Origin of the sequence: Mycolicibacterium elephantis DSM 44368, assembly GCF_004014805.1 — a bacterium.
Classification (GTDB): Bacteria; Actinomycetota; Actinomycetes; order Mycobacteriales; family Mycobacteriaceae; genus Mycobacterium; species Mycobacterium elephantis.
Genome location: NZ_ATDN01000029.1, coordinates 1 through 17267, shown reverse-complemented (window position 1 = coordinate 17267; position 17267 = coordinate 1). Strand labels below are relative to the sequence as shown.

20 protein-coding genes are annotated in these 17267 nt (G+C 68.4%); 15 read left to right on the top strand and 5 right to left on the bottom strand.

Going from position 1 to position 17267, the window contains the following annotated elements; genetic code table 11:
* Window positions 1–13 precede the first annotated feature (13 nt).
* Entirely contained in the window at window positions 14–457 is a 444-nt protein-coding gene (locus MELE44368_RS18805) for an SRPBCC family protein (RefSeq protein ID WP_128109887.1), read from the top strand.
* On the opposite strand, the gene amaB is transcribed toward MELE44368_RS18805, so the two are convergent.
* Complete coding sequence (gene amaB, locus MELE44368_RS18800) at window positions 454–1995, bottom strand: L-piperidine-6-carboxylate dehydrogenase (RefSeq protein ID WP_128109886.1); 1542 nt, start codon at window positions 1993–1995, stop codon at window positions 454–456. The two genes, MELE44368_RS18805 and amaB, sit on opposite strands and share 4 nt — an antisense overlap.
* A 72-nt stretch (window positions 1996–2067) precedes the next feature.
* Between amaB and MELE44368_RS18795 the strand changes: the two genes are divergently transcribed.
* The gene (locus tag MELE44368_RS18795) at window positions 2068–2547 is read left to right on the top strand and encodes an Lrp/AsnC family transcriptional regulator (protein ID WP_128109885.1); all 480 of its coding nucleotides are present in this window, start codon (window positions 2068–2070) and stop codon (window positions 2545–2547) included.
* Window positions 2548–2611: 64 nt separating this feature from the next.
* Complete coding sequence (lat, locus tag MELE44368_RS18790; protein ID WP_128109884.1) at window positions 2612–3925, top strand: L-lysine 6-transaminase; 1314 nt, start codon at window positions 2612–2614, stop codon at window positions 3923–3925.
* On the opposite strand, the gene MELE44368_RS18785 is transcribed toward lat, so the two are convergent.
* Both MELE44368_RS18785 and MELE44368_RS18780 read right to left on the bottom strand, forming a co-directional pair.
* A complete protein-coding gene (locus MELE44368_RS18785) occupies window positions 3918–4472 on the bottom strand; it encodes a restriction endonuclease (RefSeq protein WP_241566684.1) in 555 nt (184 codons plus the stop codon). The genes lat and MELE44368_RS18785 overlap by 8 nt on opposite strands.
* A gap of 70 nt (window positions 4473–4542) precedes the next feature.
* Entirely contained in the window at window positions 4543–5955 is a 1413-nt protein-coding gene (locus MELE44368_RS18780) for a GH1 family beta-glucosidase (RefSeq protein WP_128109883.1), read from the bottom strand.
* Window positions 5956–6185: 230 nt separating this feature from the next.
* Here MELE44368_RS18780 and MELE44368_RS18775 point away from each other — a divergent pair, with 230 nt between their 5' ends.
* From MELE44368_RS18775 to usfY, 3 genes are all read left to right on the top strand, one after another.
* Entirely contained in the window at window positions 6186–6866 is a 681-nt protein-coding gene (locus MELE44368_RS18775) for a PAS and ANTAR domain-containing protein (RefSeq protein ID WP_128109882.1), read from the top strand.
* An 84-nt stretch (window positions 6867–6950) separates the two neighbouring features.
* Complete coding sequence (locus MELE44368_RS18770) at window positions 6951–7454, top strand: hypothetical protein (protein ID WP_128109881.1); 504 nt, start codon at window positions 6951–6953, stop codon at window positions 7452–7454.
* 57 nt (window positions 7455–7511) lie between these two features.
* Window positions 7512–7820 (top strand): protein UsfY, encoded by a 309-nt coding sequence (gene usfY, locus MELE44368_RS18765; RefSeq protein WP_046752407.1) that lies wholly within the window; start codon window positions 7512–7514, stop codon window positions 7818–7820.
* A 79-nt stretch (window positions 7821–7899) separates the two neighbouring features.
* Here the strand turns inward: usfY and mbp1 are convergent, their stop codons facing one another.
* Window positions 7900–8136: a microaggregate-binding protein 1 gene (gene mbp1, locus MELE44368_RS18760; RefSeq protein ID WP_128109880.1), complete on the bottom strand. Its 237-nt coding sequence runs from the start codon at window positions 8134–8136 to the stop codon at window positions 7900–7902.
* A gap of 244 nt (window positions 8137–8380) precedes the next feature.
* Here mbp1 and MELE44368_RS18755 point away from each other — a divergent pair, with 244 nt between their 5' ends.
* From MELE44368_RS18755 to MELE44368_RS18715, 9 genes are all read left to right on the top strand, one after another.
* A complete protein-coding gene (locus tag MELE44368_RS18755; protein WP_128109879.1) occupies window positions 8381–8869 on the top strand; it encodes a TspO/MBR family protein in 489 nt (162 codons plus the stop codon).
* A gap of 142 nt (window positions 8870–9011) precedes the next feature.
* Window positions 9012–10115 carry a polyprenyl synthetase family protein gene (locus tag MELE44368_RS18750; protein WP_276050301.1) on the top strand — a complete coding sequence of 368 codons (1104 nt, stop codon included), beginning with the start codon at window positions 9012–9014 and terminating at the stop codon, window positions 10113–10115.
* A 9-nt stretch (window positions 10116–10124) separates the two neighbouring features.
* On the top strand, window positions 10125–11648 hold the full coding sequence (gene crtI / locus MELE44368_RS18745) for a phytoene desaturase family protein (protein ID WP_241566683.1): 1524 nt from the start codon (window positions 10125–10127) through the stop codon (window positions 11646–11648).
* Window positions 11645–12592, top strand: a complete 948-nt coding sequence (locus MELE44368_RS18740; RefSeq protein ID WP_128109878.1) for a phytoene/squalene synthase family protein — start codon at window positions 11645–11647, stop codon at window positions 12590–12592. The genes crtI and MELE44368_RS18740 overlap by 4 nt, the downstream gene beginning before the upstream one ends.
* A gap of 2 nt (window positions 12593–12594) precedes the next feature.
* Window positions 12595–12930 carry a lycopene cyclase domain-containing protein gene (locus MELE44368_RS18735; protein ID WP_128109877.1) on the top strand — a complete coding sequence of 112 codons (336 nt, stop codon included), beginning with the start codon at window positions 12595–12597 and terminating at the stop codon, window positions 12928–12930.
* Window positions 12927–13256, top strand: coding sequence for a lycopene cyclase domain-containing protein (locus MELE44368_RS18730; protein WP_128109876.1), 330 nt, complete (start codon window positions 12927–12929; stop codon window positions 13254–13256). Before MELE44368_RS18735 ends, MELE44368_RS18730 begins: the two co-directional genes overlap by 4 nt.
* Entirely contained in the window at window positions 13253–13987 is a 735-nt protein-coding gene (locus MELE44368_RS18725) for a class I SAM-dependent methyltransferase (RefSeq protein WP_241566682.1), read from the top strand. Before MELE44368_RS18730 ends, MELE44368_RS18725 begins: the two co-directional genes overlap by 4 nt.
* Entirely contained in the window at window positions 13984–15510 is a 1527-nt protein-coding gene (locus MELE44368_RS18720; RefSeq protein WP_128109910.1) for an FAD-dependent oxidoreductase, read from the top strand. The genes MELE44368_RS18725 and MELE44368_RS18720 overlap by 4 nt, the downstream gene beginning before the upstream one ends.
* A complete protein-coding gene (locus MELE44368_RS18715; protein WP_128109875.1) occupies window positions 15494–16528 on the top strand; it encodes a Rieske (2Fe-2S) protein in 1035 nt (344 codons plus the stop codon). Before MELE44368_RS18720 ends, MELE44368_RS18715 begins: the two co-directional genes overlap by 17 nt.
* On the opposite strand, the gene idi is transcribed toward MELE44368_RS18715, so the two are convergent.
* Window positions 16500–17051: an isopentenyl-diphosphate Delta-isomerase gene (idi, locus tag MELE44368_RS18710; protein WP_128109908.1), complete on the bottom strand. Its 552-nt coding sequence runs from the start codon at window positions 17049–17051 to the stop codon at window positions 16500–16502. The two genes, MELE44368_RS18715 and idi, sit on opposite strands and share 29 nt — an antisense overlap.
* Between the last annotated feature and the right edge of the window lie 216 nt (window positions 17052–17267).

Genomic DNA, 17267 nt, shown 5'->3' with positions numbered 1-17267 from the left:
CTAGAATGGCGCGATGATGGAGTTACACGTCGAACGCACCATCGCGGCGCCGCCCGAGCGCGTATTCGACTGGCTGGCCGACCCGAAGAGCCTGAAGGCGGCGCCCCCCGTCTTCGGCGCCAAGCTGGCGGACGGGTCGTCGGAGCCGAGAAAAGGCGCGGTGCGTGTCGTGACCGGTGCGGGCATCTGGTTCGAAGAGGAGTACACGGCGTTCGACCCGCCGCGCAGCTACTCCTACCGGATTCTGCGGTCGGTTCCGGGTTTCGTCCACGAAGGCGGCACGCTGACGTTCAGCCCCGTCGACGCAGGTGCCGGCACACACGTCGACTGGGTGACCAGATACACCCATCCGCTCTGGTCGGGCGGGAAGGCCTTCGAGCCGGTGAGCTCGCGCCTGCTCCGCTGGAGCTTTCGCGCCGTCCTCGACGGCTGCGCCAAGGCGTTGGAGACGTCCTAGCCGAAGTGCACCCCCTGCGCCAGCGGGAGGTCGCTCGAGTAGTTGATGGTGTTGGTGGCCCGGCGCATGTACGCCTTCCACGCGTCCGATCCGGACTCCCTGCCGCCACCGGTGTGCTTCTCACCGCCGAACGCGCCGCCGATCTCGGCGCCGGAGGTGCCGATGTTGACGTTGGCGATGCCGCAGTCGGAACCGTCGGCGGCCAGGAACCGCTCGGCCTCCCGGAGGTCGGTGGTGAAGATCGATGACGAAAGGCCCTGCGGTACAGCGTTGTTCAGCGCGATCGCCTCGTCGAGCTCGTCGTAGGTGAGCACGTAGAGGATCGGCGCGAACGTCTCCGTGTGTACCAACTCGGTCTGCGCGGGCATCCGCACCAGCGCCGGGGAGACGTAGTACGAGCCCTCGCCGAAGTCGTGGCGCCGTCCGCCGAAGACCTCGCCGCCGTCGCTGCGCGCCTGCTCCAACGCGCGGACCATGTCGCGGTAGGCGGTTTCGTGAATCAACGGGCCGACGAGCGTGCCGTCGGCGGCCGGGTCACCGACCGGCAGCTGCCGAAAGGCCGAAGCGATCCGGTCGGCGAGCTCGTCGGCGATCGAAGAGTGCACGATCAGACGCCGGAGCGTGGTGCACCGTTGACCGGCGGTGCCCGCGGCCGAGAACACGATCGCGCGCACCGCGAGCTCGAGGTCGGCCGACGGCGTCACGATCGCGGCATTGTTTCCGCCGAGTTCCAGCAGCGCCTTGCCGAACCGCTGCGCCACCCGTGGGCCGACCTGTCGGCCCATCCGCACCGAACCGGTGGCCGACAACAGCGCCACCCGCGGATCGTCGACCAGCCGCTCGCCGATCTCCCGCCCGCCGACTATCAGCCGGCTCACCCCCTGGGGAGCGCCCACGTCGGCGGCCGCCCGTTCCAGCAGCGCCTGGCAGCCGACCGCGGTCAGCGGGGTCAGCTCGGAGGGCTTCCAGACCAGGGTGTCCCCACACACCAGCGCGATCGCGGCGTTCCACGACCACACGGCGACGGGGAAGTTGAACGCCGTGATGACGCCGACCACCCCGAGCGGATGCCAGGTCTCCATCAACCGATGGCCGGGCCGCTCCGAGGCGATCGTCTTGCCGTACAGCTGACGGGACTGACCGACGGCGAACTGGCAGATGTCGATCATCTCCTGCACCTCGCCGAGCGCCTCGGACGTGATCTTCCCGGCTTCGACGGTGACCAGCGTCGCCAGATGTTCCTTGTGCTCGACGAGCAGTTCACCGAGTCGGCCGACCAGCGCGCCCCGCACCGGGGCCGGAGTGGTGCGCCACGTCGTAAACGCCTGCGCCGCTTGTGCGACGGCGGCGTCGGCCTGCTCCGGCGTCGTCTCCGGCAGGGTGAACAGCACGTCTCCGGTGATCGGTGTGCTCGCGGGCAGTCCGGCCGCGGTGGGCTCGCCGAGTTCGACGGATACCCCGAGCGCGTCCATCGCACTGCGCACCCTCGCGCTCAGCGCGGTGGTGGTGGGGAGCGGAGCGGTTCGGCTCTCGGTCATGATGCCGCCTCCAATTCGACGTCGTGGGAATGGCCGGCAGATCGCGGACACCGCCTCGGATACAGTGCCGCCATGGGTGAATTCGACGAACACCCGCACGAACCAGTGCAGTTGGACGATATCGACCGGATTCTGGCCCGCGAGCTGGTCGCTGACGGCCGCGCGACCCTGGCCCATCTGGCGGCCAGTGCCGGCCTGTCCGTGTCGGCGGTGCAATCGCGGGTGCGACGCCTGGAGGCACGCGGTGTCATCACCGGATACCAGGCCAGGATCGAGCCCGAAGCCGTCGGGCACCAGTTGTCGGCGTTCGTGGCCATCACCCCTCTCGATCCGTCCCAACCCGATGATGCGCCTGCCCGGCTCGAGCACATCCCGGAAATCGAGGCCTGTCACTCGGTGGCCGGCGAGGAGAGCTACGTGCTGCTGGTGCGGGTGAGCTCGGCGCGCGCGCTCGAGGATCTGTTGCAACAGATCCGCACCGCGGCCAACGTCCGCACTCGCAGCACAGTCATCCTGCAGACCTTCTACGACGGGCGACAGCACGTACCATAGGCCTGACAGGAATATATACGGTCTGCTACCGCTATATCCATAAAATGTGCGGTAAAATCGCCGTATGACCGCTGTTTTCGCGCAGCATGACATCGCCGCGTCCGACGTGCACGAGGTGCTGTCCCGCAGCATGCTGCTCGACGGTCTTGACCTCGTGCTCGACCTCGAACGCTCAGCGGGGTGCTATCTGGTCGACGCCCGCACCGGTGTGCGTTACCTCGACATGTTCACGTTCTTCGCCTCGTCCGCGCTCGGCATGAACCACCCGGCTTTGACCGATGAGCAGTTCCGCGCGGAGCTGGCGCAGGCGGCGGTCAACAAACCGAGCAACTCCGACATCTACACCGTGCCGATGGCGCGGTTCGTCGACACGTTCGTCCGCGTGCTGGGTGACCCCGCGCTGCCGCACCTGTTCTTCGTCGAAGGCGGCGCGTTGGCGGTCGAGAACGCGCTGAAGGTGGCGTTCGACTGGAAGAGCCGGCTCAACGAGTCACGCGGCATCGATGCGGGCCTGGGCGCCAAGGTGTTACATCTCACCGGCGCGTTCCACGGTCGTAGCGGCTACACGCTTTCGCTCACCAACACCGACCCGGTCAAGGTCGCCCGATTTCCGAAGTTCGACTGGCCCCGCATCGACGCGCCCGTCGTGCGGCAGGACGCGGACATGGATGCGGTGGAAGCGCGTTCGCTCGCCCAGGCGCGCGCGGCGTTCGAAGCCAATCCGCATGACATCGCCTGCTTCATCGCCGAGCCGATCCAGGGTGAGGGCGGCGACCGGCACATGCGGCCCGAGTTCTTCGCGGCGATGCGCCGACTGTGCGACGAGTTCGACGCGTTGTTGATCTTCGACGAAGTGCAGACGGGGTGTGGCTTCACCGGAACCGCCTGGGCCTACCAGCAATTGGGTGTGACGCCAGATGTCGTGGCGTTCGGCAAGAAGACTCAGGTGTGCGGGATCATGGCGGGCCGCCGGGTCGACGAGGTGGCCGACAACGTCTTCGCGGTCAGCTCGCGGCTCAATTCCACCTGGGGCGGCAACCTCGTCGACATGGTGCGGGCACGGCGCGTCCTGGAGGTCATGGAGGCCGACGGGTTGATGAGGCGGGCGGCCGACACCGGCCGATACCTGCTCGCTCGGCTGCAGGAGTTGGCCGCCGAGTTTCCCGGTGTGGTGCTCGACGTTCGCGGGCGCGGGCTGATGTGCGCGTTCAGCCTGCCGTCGGCTGCGCAGCGGGATGCGCTGGTGCGCGGACTGTGGGACCGCCGGGTGATCGTGTTGCCGACCGGGCCGGACGGCGTGCGGTTCCGCCCGGCGCTGACCGTCACGCGCGAGGAGATCGACGCCGCGATCCGCGCGGTGCGCGACGCCCTCAGCTGATCTCGGTCGGAGCCGCAGGCTGCGTGAGGCGACGTATCGTCGCCGGCAGCCGGCGCAGCTCGGCGCCGCTGACCAGCTCGCAGCCGTGTAACTCCGCGAGTTTCCTTGCCGCAGGGGTGAAGTCGTTGTTGGTGACCACCATCGTCTTGGCGCAGTCCTGCATGGGCGCGCCGGCCACCACCTCCTGAACGGCCGCGGCGCCGACGGGACGCGACTGACGCTTGCACTGGATGGCCAACCGGTTGGGGCGTTTCCCGACGATGATGTCGACGCCCCAGTCGCCGGTCAGTGACGTCATGATGACCGGCAGCCCGCAGGATCGCGCGATCCGCGCGACGTGGTCCTCGAACTCGGTGCCGGACATGGCTTCGGCGGGGTCATGCGCGGTTCGCAGCCCGGCGAAGGTGCCGGCGAGGAACGACGGCGTCGCCGCCAAGACCAGCGGCGCGAGCACGCCGAGTGCCACGCTCCAACCGACACCGAGGCCGAGCAGATATGCGCCGACGCCGGCGACGACGCCCGTGAACAAGTACAGCCGCAACCTCACAGCCGAATGGTAGGCACGGGCGCTGACATCAGCGGGCCGTCGAGACGCGTCGAGGCGAGTCTCTTCACGACTACACGACGGCGTTGTGGCGGGCGACTTCGCGAAACCACGTGGCGCTGAGTTTCGCAATCCGCTGCTGGGTGGCGAGGTCGACACGATAGAGCCCGAACTTCGGTTGCATGCCCGCGCCCCACTCGAGGTTGTCCATCAGGCTCCAGTGGAAGTAGCCACGCACCGGCACACCGTCGGCGGTCGCCCGCTGTAGCTCAGTCAGGTAAGCGCGCAGCCAGACGATGCGGCCGGTGTCGAACCCCTCGGCGTCTTCCTCGGCGGTCGTCGGCATGCCGTTCTCGGTGATGAAGATTTCCTTGGCGTCCCAGACGTCGACCAGCAGGCGCGACCCCCAGTACATCGACTCTGGGCTGAGCCTCAACGCGATTTCTGAGTTCGGATACTGGGCGCGGGCATGGGACGGCTGATAGGGCCGCGCCGGCGGAGGCACCATGGAGCTTCCTGCGACCACTTCGTACCCCGGTTCCGAGCCGGATGCCCGGACGAAGGCGTGGACCATGTAGATGTTCGTGCCGATGAAGTCCACCGGGCTACCGATGATCTGCAGCTCCTCGGAGGTGAACGTCGGCGCGTCCGCCCCCTGCCCGGCGAGGAACGCGTCGGGGTAACGGCCTTCCATCATCACGGTCATGTAGCCCGCGTTGAAGTCCCGCAATGCGGCTGCGGCGGCCCGGATGTTCTCGGGCGTCGCGATGATGGGAGCGGTGCCGATGATCTGTTCCGCCGGCCCGACCTTGGTCCCCGCGCGGGCCTGAGCGCGAATGGCCTGCACAGCCAGGCCGTGGCCCAGCACGGCATGGTGACGAACTTGGTTGACCTGACCGGAAGGCAGCTGCAGGCCGGGAGCGAGGATGCCCACGCCGTGACCCAGCTCCACGAAGCTGGAGAACTCGTTGATGGTGAAGAAGTGCCGCACCCCGTCGCTGAGCTGCCCCGCGATGTAGCCGGCGTAATCACCGAAGGCCTTGGCCGTGTCCCGCGACTGCCATCCGCCCTTGTCCTGCAACGCCTGCGGCAAATCCCAGTGATACAGCGTCGCGAAGGGCTCAATGCCGTTGGCAAGCAGTTCGTCGACCAGACGGCGATAGAAGTCCAGTCCCTTCGCGTTCGGCCGGCCGACCCCGTCCGGGAAGATGCGGGGCCACGAGATGGAGAACCGGTACGCCGTCGCCCCGATCGCCTTCATCAGTTGGACGTCTTCCTTGTACCGGTGATAGTGGTCGACGGTCACGTCGCCGGTGGAGCCGTCCCTGATCTTGCCGGCATGGCCGAAGGTGTCCCAGATCGACGGGCCTTTGCCGTCCTCGTTCCATGCGCCTTCGATCTGGAAGGCCGCTGTGGCTGTGCCCCAAAAGAAGTCGTCGGGGAAACGGCGGCCGGCCGCCGGTGTATCCGTCGGTGCGCCAGGCATCAGGGACCTCCTCAACTGGTGCGATCTCGAATCTCGCTGGGAGCCGCACCTCTCCGCGGTATGGGCACATCAGACGGGCGCGACGAGCTCGCCGACAAAGCCCACGGTCCATGATCGCACCACGGGGTGGGCTCGCGATACCGTTGCGCTCGCCCCCTGCGCCTGTCCACTTTGCGAAGTGTTGACCAGGCTGGATGTCTACCTGCCCGGACAGGGTTAGCCTTCAATTCATGGCTGACGACCTCGTCGACTTCGAGGGGCAGAAGTCCGTCGAGCACGTCCTTGCCGGCGGAGACATGCAGCGTGTCGGCTGGTTCCGCTTCTACTTCGCCGACGAGCGCTGGGAATGGTCCCCACAGGTGCAGAGCATGCACGGGTATGAACCGGGCACGGTCGAGCCGACGACGGATCTCGTGCTGTCGCACAAGCATCCAGACGACTACGGGCAGGTGGCCGCGACGCTGGAGGAGATCAAGCTCACCGCCGGCGCCTTCTCCACCCGCCATCGGATCATCGACACCCATGGCGAGACGCATCACGTCGTCGTGGTCGGTGACAAGATCTTCAACGATGCCGGCGACGTGATCGGGACCCACGGGTTCTACGTCGACGTGACGCCGGCGATGGCCGAGCGGCAGAACAAGATGGTCACCGCGGCGGTGGCGGAGATCGCCGAGGCGCGCGGCCTCATCGAGCAGGCCAAGGGCATGTTGATGCTCATCTACCGAATCAACGCCGAATCCGCGTTCGAACTGCTCAAGTGGCGTTCGCAGGAGACCAACACCAAGCTGCGACTGCTTGCCGAGCAAATCGTGAAGGACTTCTTGGAGCTCACTTACGAGGAAGAGCTGCCGCCCCGGTCCACCTACGACAGATTGCTGTTGACCGCGCATTATCGCGTTCAATCCTGAGGTTTAGCTGGTCAAGAGGTCGGGAACATTCTTTCGCGTCGTCGTAGGACGACACTGCGACCAGCGAACCGGGGAGAAACGGGAGTGCGTCAGAACCAAGGCGAATTGCGGCACGTCGACTCGAACGTGCGCGAGGCGGTCCGCCACACGGTGATCGTCGGGGCGATCGGAGTGGCGTTTCTGGTGACCGCTGCCGTCTGGATGAGTACCTGCTCGGGATCGACCGCCGACACCGTGGCCTGCGGCGCACCGCAGCGCGCCCTGCTGGCACTGGGTGCACCGGCCATCCTGCTGTTCGGCGCGCTGTTCGCCTTCTTCCGCACTTACCAGGCGTGGCGCAAGCGGGAGTCCTTCTGGGCGTGGCAAGGCGCGGGCTGGCTCCTGCTGACCCTGATGTTGCTCGTGGTGACGATGAGCGTTCCGCCGCAGGGTGGCACTTACCGGGTCGGCGAGGCGATGCAATCCACCGACTACCAGGATCTCGACGAGGTCCCCGCGCCGGTGGCGAAGACCACCGCGGCGTTGGCACGCAACGCCGTCCACCTCGCCACGGTGCTGCGTGATGATCAATATCCGCCCTACCAGTGATATCGGCGGTTTCTTAACCTGCGCAGTCGGGTAGTTCTACGCGGGAGAGGAGAAGTCATGAAAAGCCCGAAAGATCCTGTCGACCATTCACGTACGACACGCCCGCACGCCGGCGAGACGATGAAAGACAGCAAGAACATGCCCGCGCTGGTCGTGCTCGGCCTGGCGCTGGTCGCCTTCGTCGCAGCCTTGGCCGCGCACGCGACCACCCACCACAACGTGGGCGTCACGCTGGGCTGCATCTCTGCCGGCCTGTTCATCGTGTCGCTCGGCTGGCTGCTGATCGAGCATCTGCGAGTGCGAAAGGTCGAAGACCGTTGGTACTCAGAGCATCCCGATGCTCAACGTCAGCGTCCCAGCAGTTAACTCAGGCACAGTAGAAAGAGGCCCAGCCGGATGACCGGCTGGGCCTCTTCTTCGGGCTTGTTCTTCGGGCTTCTCAGCCCTACTGCTCGGACTTCTGACGCTCCTCGGCGGCCTTCGCACCGCCTCGAGCCGATTCGGCCTCGGCTTCCTTCTTCGCCGCGTTCTGCTGGGCGTCGGCCTTGTCCTGCTGGGCCTTACCCTCGCGCACCATGTCGTCTCGACCGGTCACGGTGCCGACGGCTTCCTTTGCCTTGCCCTTGACGTCCTCGACGGCGCCCTTGACGCCTTCCTGAGGGCCGCTGTTCTTCTCTGTCATCGGTCGCCTTTCCCCTTATGCGGTGGATCGGTCTTGCCCGCTTGCCGGGCCGAACGGGGGAGTCTCCCCACGCACCCCGTGGTGTTCCCTTGCCTCGGGCGGGCTAAACGGCCCTGCCGGCGCGGGGCGGGTGTGCCGGGCGGCACACGTCGGGAGAGGAGTCGAAGGCCCGTCACCTGGGTACTCTTTGCACGGCCAAGCGCCATCGTGCACCGGCCGTAAACCACCGTCGAACGGAGTTACCTTGCGTATCAAGACACTTGGGGTGGCAGCAGCCGCCGTCACCGCTACCGCCCTCGCCGGTGGCACGGCCACGGGCCGTAACCCGCAGTCGTCGTGGTTCGAGAAGCTGCGCAAACCGCCGTACCAACCGCCGAGCACGGTGTTCCCGGTGGTGTGGCCGCTGCTCTACACCGACATCGCGCTGGTGTCCGCGCAGGCACTCGACGACAGCCGAGGCGTCGCCGACGACGCCCGGCGCAAGACCTTCGCCGCCGCGCTGGCGGTCAACCTGGTGCTCAACGCCGGCTGGTCCTGGGTGTTCTTCAGCCGACGACGGCTCGGCCTGGCCGCGGTGACGGCTGCCGCGTTGACGGCAAGCAGCGCCGATTTGACGCGCAGGGCCACAGCAGCCAGCGGGAGGAACGCGCTGGTGCTGGCGCCCTATCCGGCGTGGTGCGCCTTCGCGACCGTGCTCTCCACTCACATCTGGCTGCTCAACCGACGCCGATGACGTGATAGCCGCGGCGCAACAGCGTCATTCGCGCCCCAGGCAACGGCTGCGGCGTGAGACCGGCGCGGCGGAGCGGTTCGGCGGTTCATTTCTGCGCGAAGTGGGTAGTGGATTCAACGCCGGACGAGAAAAGGACAAGCCGTTGAACACAGGTGACGGACGAACATGCGCTCTGGTCTCAGCGCCTCCGTCGTCTGCCACCTGGCGCAGCGGCATCCGCGACGCCGTCTGTGACGCGGTGACGTGCTTCGTCGCCGAACGGGGCGCCGACCACCTCGGTATGACCGGCGTGGAGGTCACCGGCGACATTCTGCGCAGCTTTCTCACCGGCGGAAAATGCCTGCGCTCGACGTTCATGTATCTGGGCTGGTTGTGCGGCCAGGACGAGGACCTCGCGGCGCTGCGGGCGGCCGCCAGCATGGAGCTGCTCCATGCGTTCGCGCTGCTGCAGGACGACGTCATGGACGGCTCCACGCTGCGCCGCGGCCGGCCGGCCGCGCACATCGCGTTCGCGCGCTGGCACCGGGCACGCGGACTCACCGGCTCGCCGGACCGCTTCGGTGAGGCGGCGGCTGTCCTGCTCGGTGACCTGTGTCTGGTGTGGGCCGAACAGATGCTGCGGGAAAGCGGGGTGGCGGCCGTGGCGCTGTCGCGCGCCTGGCCGCGCTACGACGAGATGCGCACCGAACTGGCCGTCGGTCAGTTCGCCGACCTGGTCAACGACTCGAGCGGCTTTCCCACCTGGGACCAGGTGCTCGACGTGTCCCGGCGCAAGTCGGGCAACTACACGGTGCGCCGTCCCCTGGAAATCGGTGCAGCGCTGGCCGGATGCGGCCGTCCCGTGCTGACCGCGCTCGGTGTCTACGGTGAGGCGGTCGGCGAAGCGTTTCAGATGCGCGACGACCTGCTGGGGGTCTTCGGATCGCCCGCGGTCACCGGAAAGCCGGCAGGCGTCGACCTGTCCGAGCACAAGGCCACCAGCGTTGTCGTGTCGGCGTACCACCTCGCGAACCCCTCGCTGCGTCGCCAGCTGGCCGAGCTGATGGGCGCACAAGACCTCGACCAGTCCGACATCGAACGGTGGCGCCGGTTGATCGCCGCCACCGGAGCGGTTCAGTGGGTCGAGCAGATGATCGACGAGCGGGTATGCCGGGCGACCGACGGCATCCGGACACCGCAGATCCGGGAGCCGGTTCGAAAGGCGTTGGTGGACATGGCCACAACATGCACAACACGAGCGGCATGAGGGCGGTGGATGACCGTGCGGACCGTCGAGGGTAGCTGCTCCCACGTCGTGGTGGTCGGCGCCGGCCTGGCCGGGCTGTCGGCGGCGCTGCAACTGGCGGGCAGAGGACGCGCGGTCACCGTCGTCGAGCGCGGGACACACCCCGGCGGCCGAGTGGGCCGCATGGACGTCGACGGATACCGCCTCGACACCGGTCCGACCGTGCTCACCATGCCCGACATCGTCGAGGACGCCTTCGCCGCGGTCGGCGAATCCATGGCTGACCGCCTCGAGCTGATGCCGGTCCAACCCTGCTACCACGCGTCGTTCGCCGACGGTAGCGGCCTGGATGTGCACAGCGACCCCGCCGCGATGGCCGCCGAGGTCGAACGGCTGGCGGGCGCCGGACAGGCCGAAGGCTATCGGCGGCTGCGCGACTGGCTCACCCGGCTGTACCGCGTCGAGTTCGACGGTTTCATCGCGGCGAACTTCGACTCTCCCCTTTCGCTGCTGACCCCCCAGTTGGCGCGGCTGGCCGCCATCGGCGGCTTCCGGCGCTGGGACCGCATGGTGCGTCGGTTCATCTCCGACGAGCGGCTGCGCCGCGTCTTCACCTTCCAAGCCCTCTACGCCGGGGTGCCACCGCAGCGCGCGTTGGCCGTGTACGCCGTGATCGCCTACATGGATACCGTCGCCGGTGTCTACTTCCCCCGCGGCGGGATGCGGGCGATGCCCGACGCGCTGGCCGCTGCCGCGTCCGACGCCGGCGTTGAATTCCGCTATGGGCGCGCGGTTTCCAGCCTGGAACGCCGCGGCGACCGAGTGACCGCGGTGCACACCGACACCGGGGAACGCATCGCGGCCGACGCGGTGGTGCTGACCACCGAGCTTCCCGACACCTACCGTCTGCTCGGGCGGACGCCGCGACGAGTTCTGCGGCTACGGCACGCCCCGTCCGCGGTCGTCGCGCATGTCGGGTGCCGGGCCGGGCAGCCCGCTCCGGCAGGAGCCGGTCACCACACCATCGTCTTCGGCGACTCGTGGGACCAGACGTTCCGTGACATCATCGACGACGGACGCGTGATGGGCGACCCGTCCCTGCTGGTGACCAGGCCCACGGCCAGCGACCCCAGCTTGGCCCCGCCCGGTCGAGACCTGCTCTACATCCTCGCACCGGCACCGAATACCGTTGTGGGAAAGGTCGACTGGGCCGACAGCGGCCGAACGTACCCGCAGCACATGCTCGACCGGGTCGTCGACCGGCTTCCGCACCTGGGCGTCGACGCCGAACTCCTGCACACGGTCGACCCCGCCGGCTGGGAGCGGCAGGGCATGGCCGCGGGCACCCCGTTCGCGCTCGCGCACACCTTCGCCCAAACCGGGCCGTTCCGACCGGCCAACATCGTGCGCGGCATCGACAACGTGGTGCTCGCCGGGTCGTCCACGGTGCCCGGCGTCGGAGTGCCGACAGCCTTGCTGTCCGGTCGGTTGGCCGCCGACCGGATCACCGGAGTGCCTGCCGGGCACAGGAATTCACAGGTGGTGCAGACATGATCAGTTCCGAACTGGATGCGGCCGGCGTGCGAGACCCCGCGCTGCGCGAAGCGTATCGGTGCTGCCGCCGGCTCAACGCCGAACACGGCCGCACGTTCTATCTGGCGACCAGGCTTCTTGCCCCCGAGCAACGTCCGGCGGTGCACGCCTTGTACGGCTTCGCCCGCCGCGCCGACGACATCCTCGACGATTTCGACCCGAGCCTGACCACCGCCGAGCGCGCGGAACACCTGCAACACCTGGGCACCCAACTGTTTTCGCGGATGGTGTCAGACCGCGGTGACGACGACGATCCCGCGCTGGCCGCGGTCGTGGACAGCGCCAGAAAGTACGACATCCCCTGGGAGCTGTTCGACGACTTCCTGAGCTCGATGCGCATGGACCTGACCGTCACCGACTACGCGAACCGGGCCGCACTCGACCGGTACATGCACGGTTCGGCGGAGGTCATCGGGCTGCAGCTGCTGCCGGTGCTCGGCACGGTCGGTCCCCGCGAGGAGGCCGCGCCGTACGCCGCCGCGCTCGGAAAAGCCTTCCAGCTCACCAATTTCCTGCGTGACGTCGACGAGGACCTCCAGCGCGGCCGGGTATACCTGCCTGCCGACGAGCTGGCCGCCCACCACGTCGACCGTGACGTGCTGTCGTGGTGTCACGACCACCGTCGCACCGATGTGCGGGTGCGCCGCGCGCTGGTCGAGCAGCACGCCACCACCCGGCGCATCTACGAGTACGCCCAGCAGGGCATCGCGCTGCTGGCCCCCCGGTCGAGGCCGTGCATATCGGCGGCCCTGACGCTGTACTCACAGATCCTGGACCGCATCGAAGACCTGGACTTCGCGATCTTCAGCCAACGCGCCACCGTCGGCAACGGCCGCCGGCTGCGGGTGGCCGCCGGCGGCCTGGTCAAAGCGTGGCGCACCCGGCTACAGGAGGGCAGGCTCTAGACGTGGACCGCTGGCACTACCTGCTCGTGCTCGCCGCCTGCCTGGCGATCACCGCCCCGCTCGAGCTGTTCGGCGCCGGCGTCTACCGGCGGGCCCGGCGGGCGGCCGCCGCGATCCTTCCGGTCGCGGCGGTGTTCATCACCTGGGACGTGGTGGCCATCCTCGCCGGGGTCTGGAGCTACAACCCGTCGTATGTGACCGGTGTCGACGTGCCCGGCATCATGCCGGTGGAGGAGTTGCTGTTCTTCTTCGTGATTCCGCTGTGCGGGCTGCTCACCTACAACGCCGTCGACACCATCATCGAACGCTCGCGGCGCAAGTCGGTGCGCCGGCGATGACGGGTCTGGGCTACACGCTTCCCGCCGTGCTGGCGGTGATCCTGGTGTGCATATGGGAGGTCGCCGTGCTGCACACCGGGCTGCTCCGGCGGCCCGCCTACTGGGTGTCGATGGCGATCGTGACGGCGTTTCAGGTTCCCGTCGACGGCTGGCTGACCAAACTGAGCGCGCCGATCGTGATCTACGACGAGCGCCACACCAGCGGGATCCGGTTTCCCTTCGACATTCCCGTCGAGGATTTCCTGTTCGGTTGGGCGTTGGTCACCGCGGTGCTGCTGTTGTGGGAACGCCAGCGGTTGCGTGACGGTCAGGCGGACGCGTCGTGAGTTCCCGGGGAATCAGCGAGCCGGGCGACGTGCCCGCGGCGTTCGACGCGGCGGCAGGCAGCTACGACAGACTCGTCGATGCCAACCCGGGCTACCACAGCCACTTGCGGCTGTCGGCGCGGCGGATGATGTTGCCGGGCAACGGCCGCGGGTTGCGTCTGCTCGACGCCGGTTGCGGCACCGGGGCTTCCACCGCGGCGCTGCTGCGCGTCGCGCCGCTGGCCGAGATCGTGGCGGTGGACGGCTCGGCGGGCATGCTGACCGAGGCGCGGACCAAGCGCTGGCCGGGGTCGGTGCGGTTCGTGCACAGCCGCATCGAGAACCTCGCCGAGGCCGGAGTCGAAGGCCCCTTCGACGGAATCTTCGCGGCATACCTGTTGCGCAACCTGGCCGACCCGGACGCCCAGCTGCAGAAGTTCCGGGCGCTGCTGCGGCCGGGCAGCACGCTGGCCGTGCACGAATACTCGGTGAGCGACTCCCGCTTCGCCGCGGCCGTGTGGAACACCGTGTGCGCGACGGTCATCATCCCCGCGGGTCGGCTCCGCACCGGAGACGCGTCGCTCTACACGTATCTGCGGCGCAGCGTGAACCGCTTCGACGGTGTGACGGCGTTCTGTAACCGCCTGCGCAGCAACGGCTTCACCGACGTTCACAGCAAGACCGTGCCGGGATGGCAACACAACATCGTGCACACCTTCCTCGCGAAGGCCTCCACATGTCCGATGCCATGACCGATCCGCGGCGCGTCACGTTGACCGCACCACCCGGCGCCGCGAACGCCGCCGCGTTGACCACCACACCGCGCGTCGTGGTCGTCGGCGGAGGTATCGCCGGGTTGGCCGCGGCGACCGGACTGGCCGAACGCGGTGTCGGCGTCGACGTCGTCGAACGCGAGCCCCAACTCGGCGGCCGGGTCGGTGGCTGGACCGAGACGCTGGACGACGGCACCCCGGTGGCGATGAACCGGGGCTTCCACGCCTTCTTCCGCCAGTATTACAACCTTCGAAAACTGCTGGGCCGCATAGATCCGACGCTGTCCATGCTGACGCCGGTGGACGACTACCCGCTGGTCGACGCGCACGGGCGCCGCGACACGTTCCGCGGACTGCCGCGAACGCCGCCGTTCAACGCGTTGGCGTTCGCCGTGCGCAGCCCCACGTTCCGGCTGCGCGACCTGGTACGCCTGAACGCCCGCGCGGCCGCGCCGCTGGCCGCCGTGTCGGTGCCCGGCACCTACCACCGGCTGGACCACGTCGACGCCGAAACCTTCCTGCGCGCGATCAACTTCCCCGAGGCCGCGCGGCATCTGGCCTTCGAGGTGTTCAGCCGCAGCTTCTTCGCCAGGCCCGCCGAACTGTCGGCCGCCGAACTGGCCACCATGTTCCACATCTACTTCCTCGGCTCCAGCGAGGGGCTCGTTTTCGACGTCGCCGCCGCGAACTTCGATGTGGCGCTGTGGAACCCGCTGCGGGCTTACCTGGAGACGCGGGGCGTTCGATTCCGTACCGGGGTCGCGGTGACCGAGGTGCGCGAGGGCACCCGGTTCGAGGTGCGCTGCAGCACCGGTGCGACACTGCACGCCGACGGCGTGGTGCTGGCGACCGATGTCACCGCGCTGCAACGCATCGTCGGCAACTCAGGAAACCTGGGCGACCAGGCCTGGCGCGACCGGATCGCCGCGCTGTGCACCGCGCCGCCGTTCGTGGTGCAGCGCCTGTGGCTGGATCGCCCGGTCAACCCCGACCGTGCGCCGTTTCTGGGCACCGGCGGGCTGCCGCCGCTGGACAATGTGAGCGTGCTCGAGCGGTATGAACGAGAAGCCGCCGACTGGCGCGTCCGCACCGGCGGGTCGGTGGTCGAACTGCACGCCTACGCCGCCGCCGGACCCGAGGTCACCGAGCAGCTCGTCAAGCGCCTCCACGAGCTGTATCCAGAGACCGCCCGGGCCCGCGTGGTAGGGGAACGGGTGCTGTGTCACGACGACTGCCCGCGCTTCGCCCCCGGCGACTTCGCCGGGCGGCCCGGTGTCACCACACCCCACGAAGCGCTGATGCTGGCCGGCGACGGCATCCGCATCGACCTGCCGGTGGCGCTGATGGAGCGCGCCGCGACGACGGGCTGGGCGGCGGCCAACCGGCTCTTGGCGCGCTTCGGCATCATGGGCCACACCCTGCACACCGTCCCGATGCGGGGCCGCTCAGCGGTCCTGCGCCGTCTGAGCGAAAGGCGCATCCGCGATGAGCCTGCTGGCTGAGATGCGATCGAGGCTGTCGAAAACCTTTCCGTTCCAGCTACTTCCGCCGTCGCGGTGGCCGGCGCAGCGGCCCACCCACCGCGACGCTTCGCCGGCGGTCATCGAGGCCGCCTTGCAACGGTCCCAGGCTCGGCCCAGCGGCAACTGGTATGTGTTCGCCGCCAGCGACAGCATCCGCAGCCGACCGGTACGGTCGGTCGTCGCCGGTAAGGAACTGGTGGCATGGCGCGGCGCCGACGGCTCCCTGCATGTGGGTCCCGGCGCGTGCCCCCATCTGGGCGCCGACCTGTCGACCGGAAAGGTCGATGACGGTGTTCTGATCTGTCCCTGGCACGGGCTGCGACTGTCGGGTGGACGCCGAGCCGGGTGGAGCCCGTTTCCCGCTCACGACGACGGCGTGTTGGCGTGGGTACGGCTCGACAGCGTCGGCGCGGAGACCCCAACGGAGCGGCCGGTGCTTCCCGAGCGTCCGGACGCACCCCGGATGCATGCCGTCGCCCGGCTGGACGGCACCTGCGAACCGCGCGATGTCATCGCGAACCGGATGGATCCGTGGCACGGCTCCTGGTTTCACCCGTACTCGTTCACCGAGCTGGACGTGCTCGCCAGCCCACCGGCGGGAGACGATGTCTGCGCAACGGCAGACCGCTTCCTGGTCGCGGTGACCTTCCGCATCGGGCGGCTGGGCGTACCCGTGGTGGCCGAGTTCACCAGTCCCGAGCCGCGGACCATCGTGATGCGGATCATCGACGGCGAGGGCTCCGGCAGCACCGTGGAGACCCACGCCACGCCACTGGGGAACGGGCCGGACGGGCTACCGCGCACCGCGGTCATCGAGGCCGTCATCGCCCACTCCGATCGGCCCGGTTTCGTGCACGCCGTACGCGGCGCGCCGCTGGTGGCACCGGTGATGCGGCGCGCGGCGACCCGGCTCTGGCGCGACGACCTGGCCTACGCGGAACGGCTGTTCGCGCTGCGGTTCGCCGGGCTCAATCGCGACGCCGACTCCGGCAGGTGACCGCATCCAGCAGCGGCACCTGCTCGGCCGCCCACGGGCTGATCGACCACCCCAGCGCGGCCGCGGACCGTAGGTCGCGCCACGACACCCACCGCCAGTCCATCACCTCGTCGGGGTCGACCTGCAGCGGCTCCGCGGTGCGGGCGTAGAACACCGGGCAGATCTCGTTCTCCACGGTGCCGTCGGCCGCCACCGCCCGGTAGCGGAACTCGGGCAACACGCACTCCAGGGCGTCCAGCGAGAGGCCGAGCTCCTGGCGCGCACGGCGTCGCACCGCGTCGACGACCGGCTCACCCGGCGCGGGGTGCCCACAGAAGGAGTTCGACCACACACCCGGCCACGTCCGCTTGGTCAGCGCCCGCCGCGTCAGCAGAATGCGACCGCCCGCGTCGAACACATAACAGGAGAACCCGAGGTGCAACGGCGTCGCGCGGTGATGCACCACCGACTTCGCCGCGCTGCCCACCTGCCTGCCGGCCTCGTCGACCAACACCACGAGGTCATCACCGGCGGCGACCGTCATCTCCGTCACCACCTACTTCTACCCGTCTTCGCGCCGGTCAATGCGAACCGCGGCGGCTTTGCTGTGTGATGCAATCCGACGCCTATTGGGTATCACACCTTTCATGACCGAGCTGCAAACACAGAAGACCCGACGTCCCGAAGGTGTCGACGACGCGACGGTCGAGGGTCACGTCCCGTGGAGTGGTGTAAGAGCGGTCGCGTGTCCGCGTGTGGC

Excerpts from the sequence above, each read along its gene's own strand:
- MELE44368_RS18775 (WP_128109882.1), top strand. The coding sequence starts at position 6,186 with ATGGCTGACGACCTCGTCGACTTCGAGGGGCAGAAGTCCGTCGAGCAC.
- MELE44368_RS18805 (WP_128109887.1), top strand. The coding sequence starts at position 14 with ATGATGGAGTTACACGTCGAACGCACCATCGCGGCGCCGCCCGAGCGC.
- lat (WP_128109884.1), top strand. The coding sequence starts at position 2,612 with ATGACCGCTGTTTTCGCGCAGCATGACATCGCCGCGTCCGACGTGCAC.
- MELE44368_RS18795 (WP_128109885.1), top strand. The coding sequence starts at position 2,068 with ATGGGTGAATTCGACGAACACCCGCACGAACCAGTGCAGTTGGACGAT.
- mbp1 (WP_128109880.1), bottom strand. The coding sequence starts at position 8,136 with ATGACAGAGAAGAACAGCGGCCCTCAGGAAGGCGTCAAGGGCGCCGTC.
- usfY (WP_046752407.1), top strand. The coding sequence starts at position 7,512 with ATGAAAAGCCCGAAAGATCCTGTCGACCATTCACGTACGACACGCCCG.
- crtI (WP_241566683.1), top strand. The coding sequence starts at position 10,125 with ATGACCGTGCGGACCGTCGAGGGTAGCTGCTCCCACGTCGTGGTGGTC.
- idi (WP_128109908.1), bottom strand. The coding sequence starts at position 17,051 with ATGACGGTCGCCGCCGGTGATGACCTCGTGGTGTTGGTCGACGAGGCC.
- amaB (WP_128109886.1), bottom strand. The coding sequence starts at position 1,995 with ATGACCGAGAGCCGAACCGCTCCGCTCCCCACCACCACCGCGCTGAGC.
- MELE44368_RS18730 (WP_128109876.1), top strand. The coding sequence starts at position 12,927 with ATGACGGGTCTGGGCTACACGCTTCCCGCCGTGCTGGCGGTGATCCTG.
- MELE44368_RS18720 (WP_128109910.1), top strand. The coding sequence starts at position 13,984 with ATGACCGATCCGCGGCGCGTCACGTTGACCGCACCACCCGGCGCCGCG.
- MELE44368_RS18740 (WP_128109878.1), top strand. The coding sequence starts at position 11,645 with ATGATCAGTTCCGAACTGGATGCGGCCGGCGTGCGAGACCCCGCGCTG.
- MELE44368_RS18780 (WP_128109883.1), bottom strand. The coding sequence starts at position 5,955 with ATGCCTGGCGCACCGACGGATACACCGGCGGCCGGCCGCCGTTTCCCC.
- MELE44368_RS18715 (WP_128109875.1), top strand. The coding sequence starts at position 15,494 with ATGAGCCTGCTGGCTGAGATGCGATCGAGGCTGTCGAAAACCTTTCCG.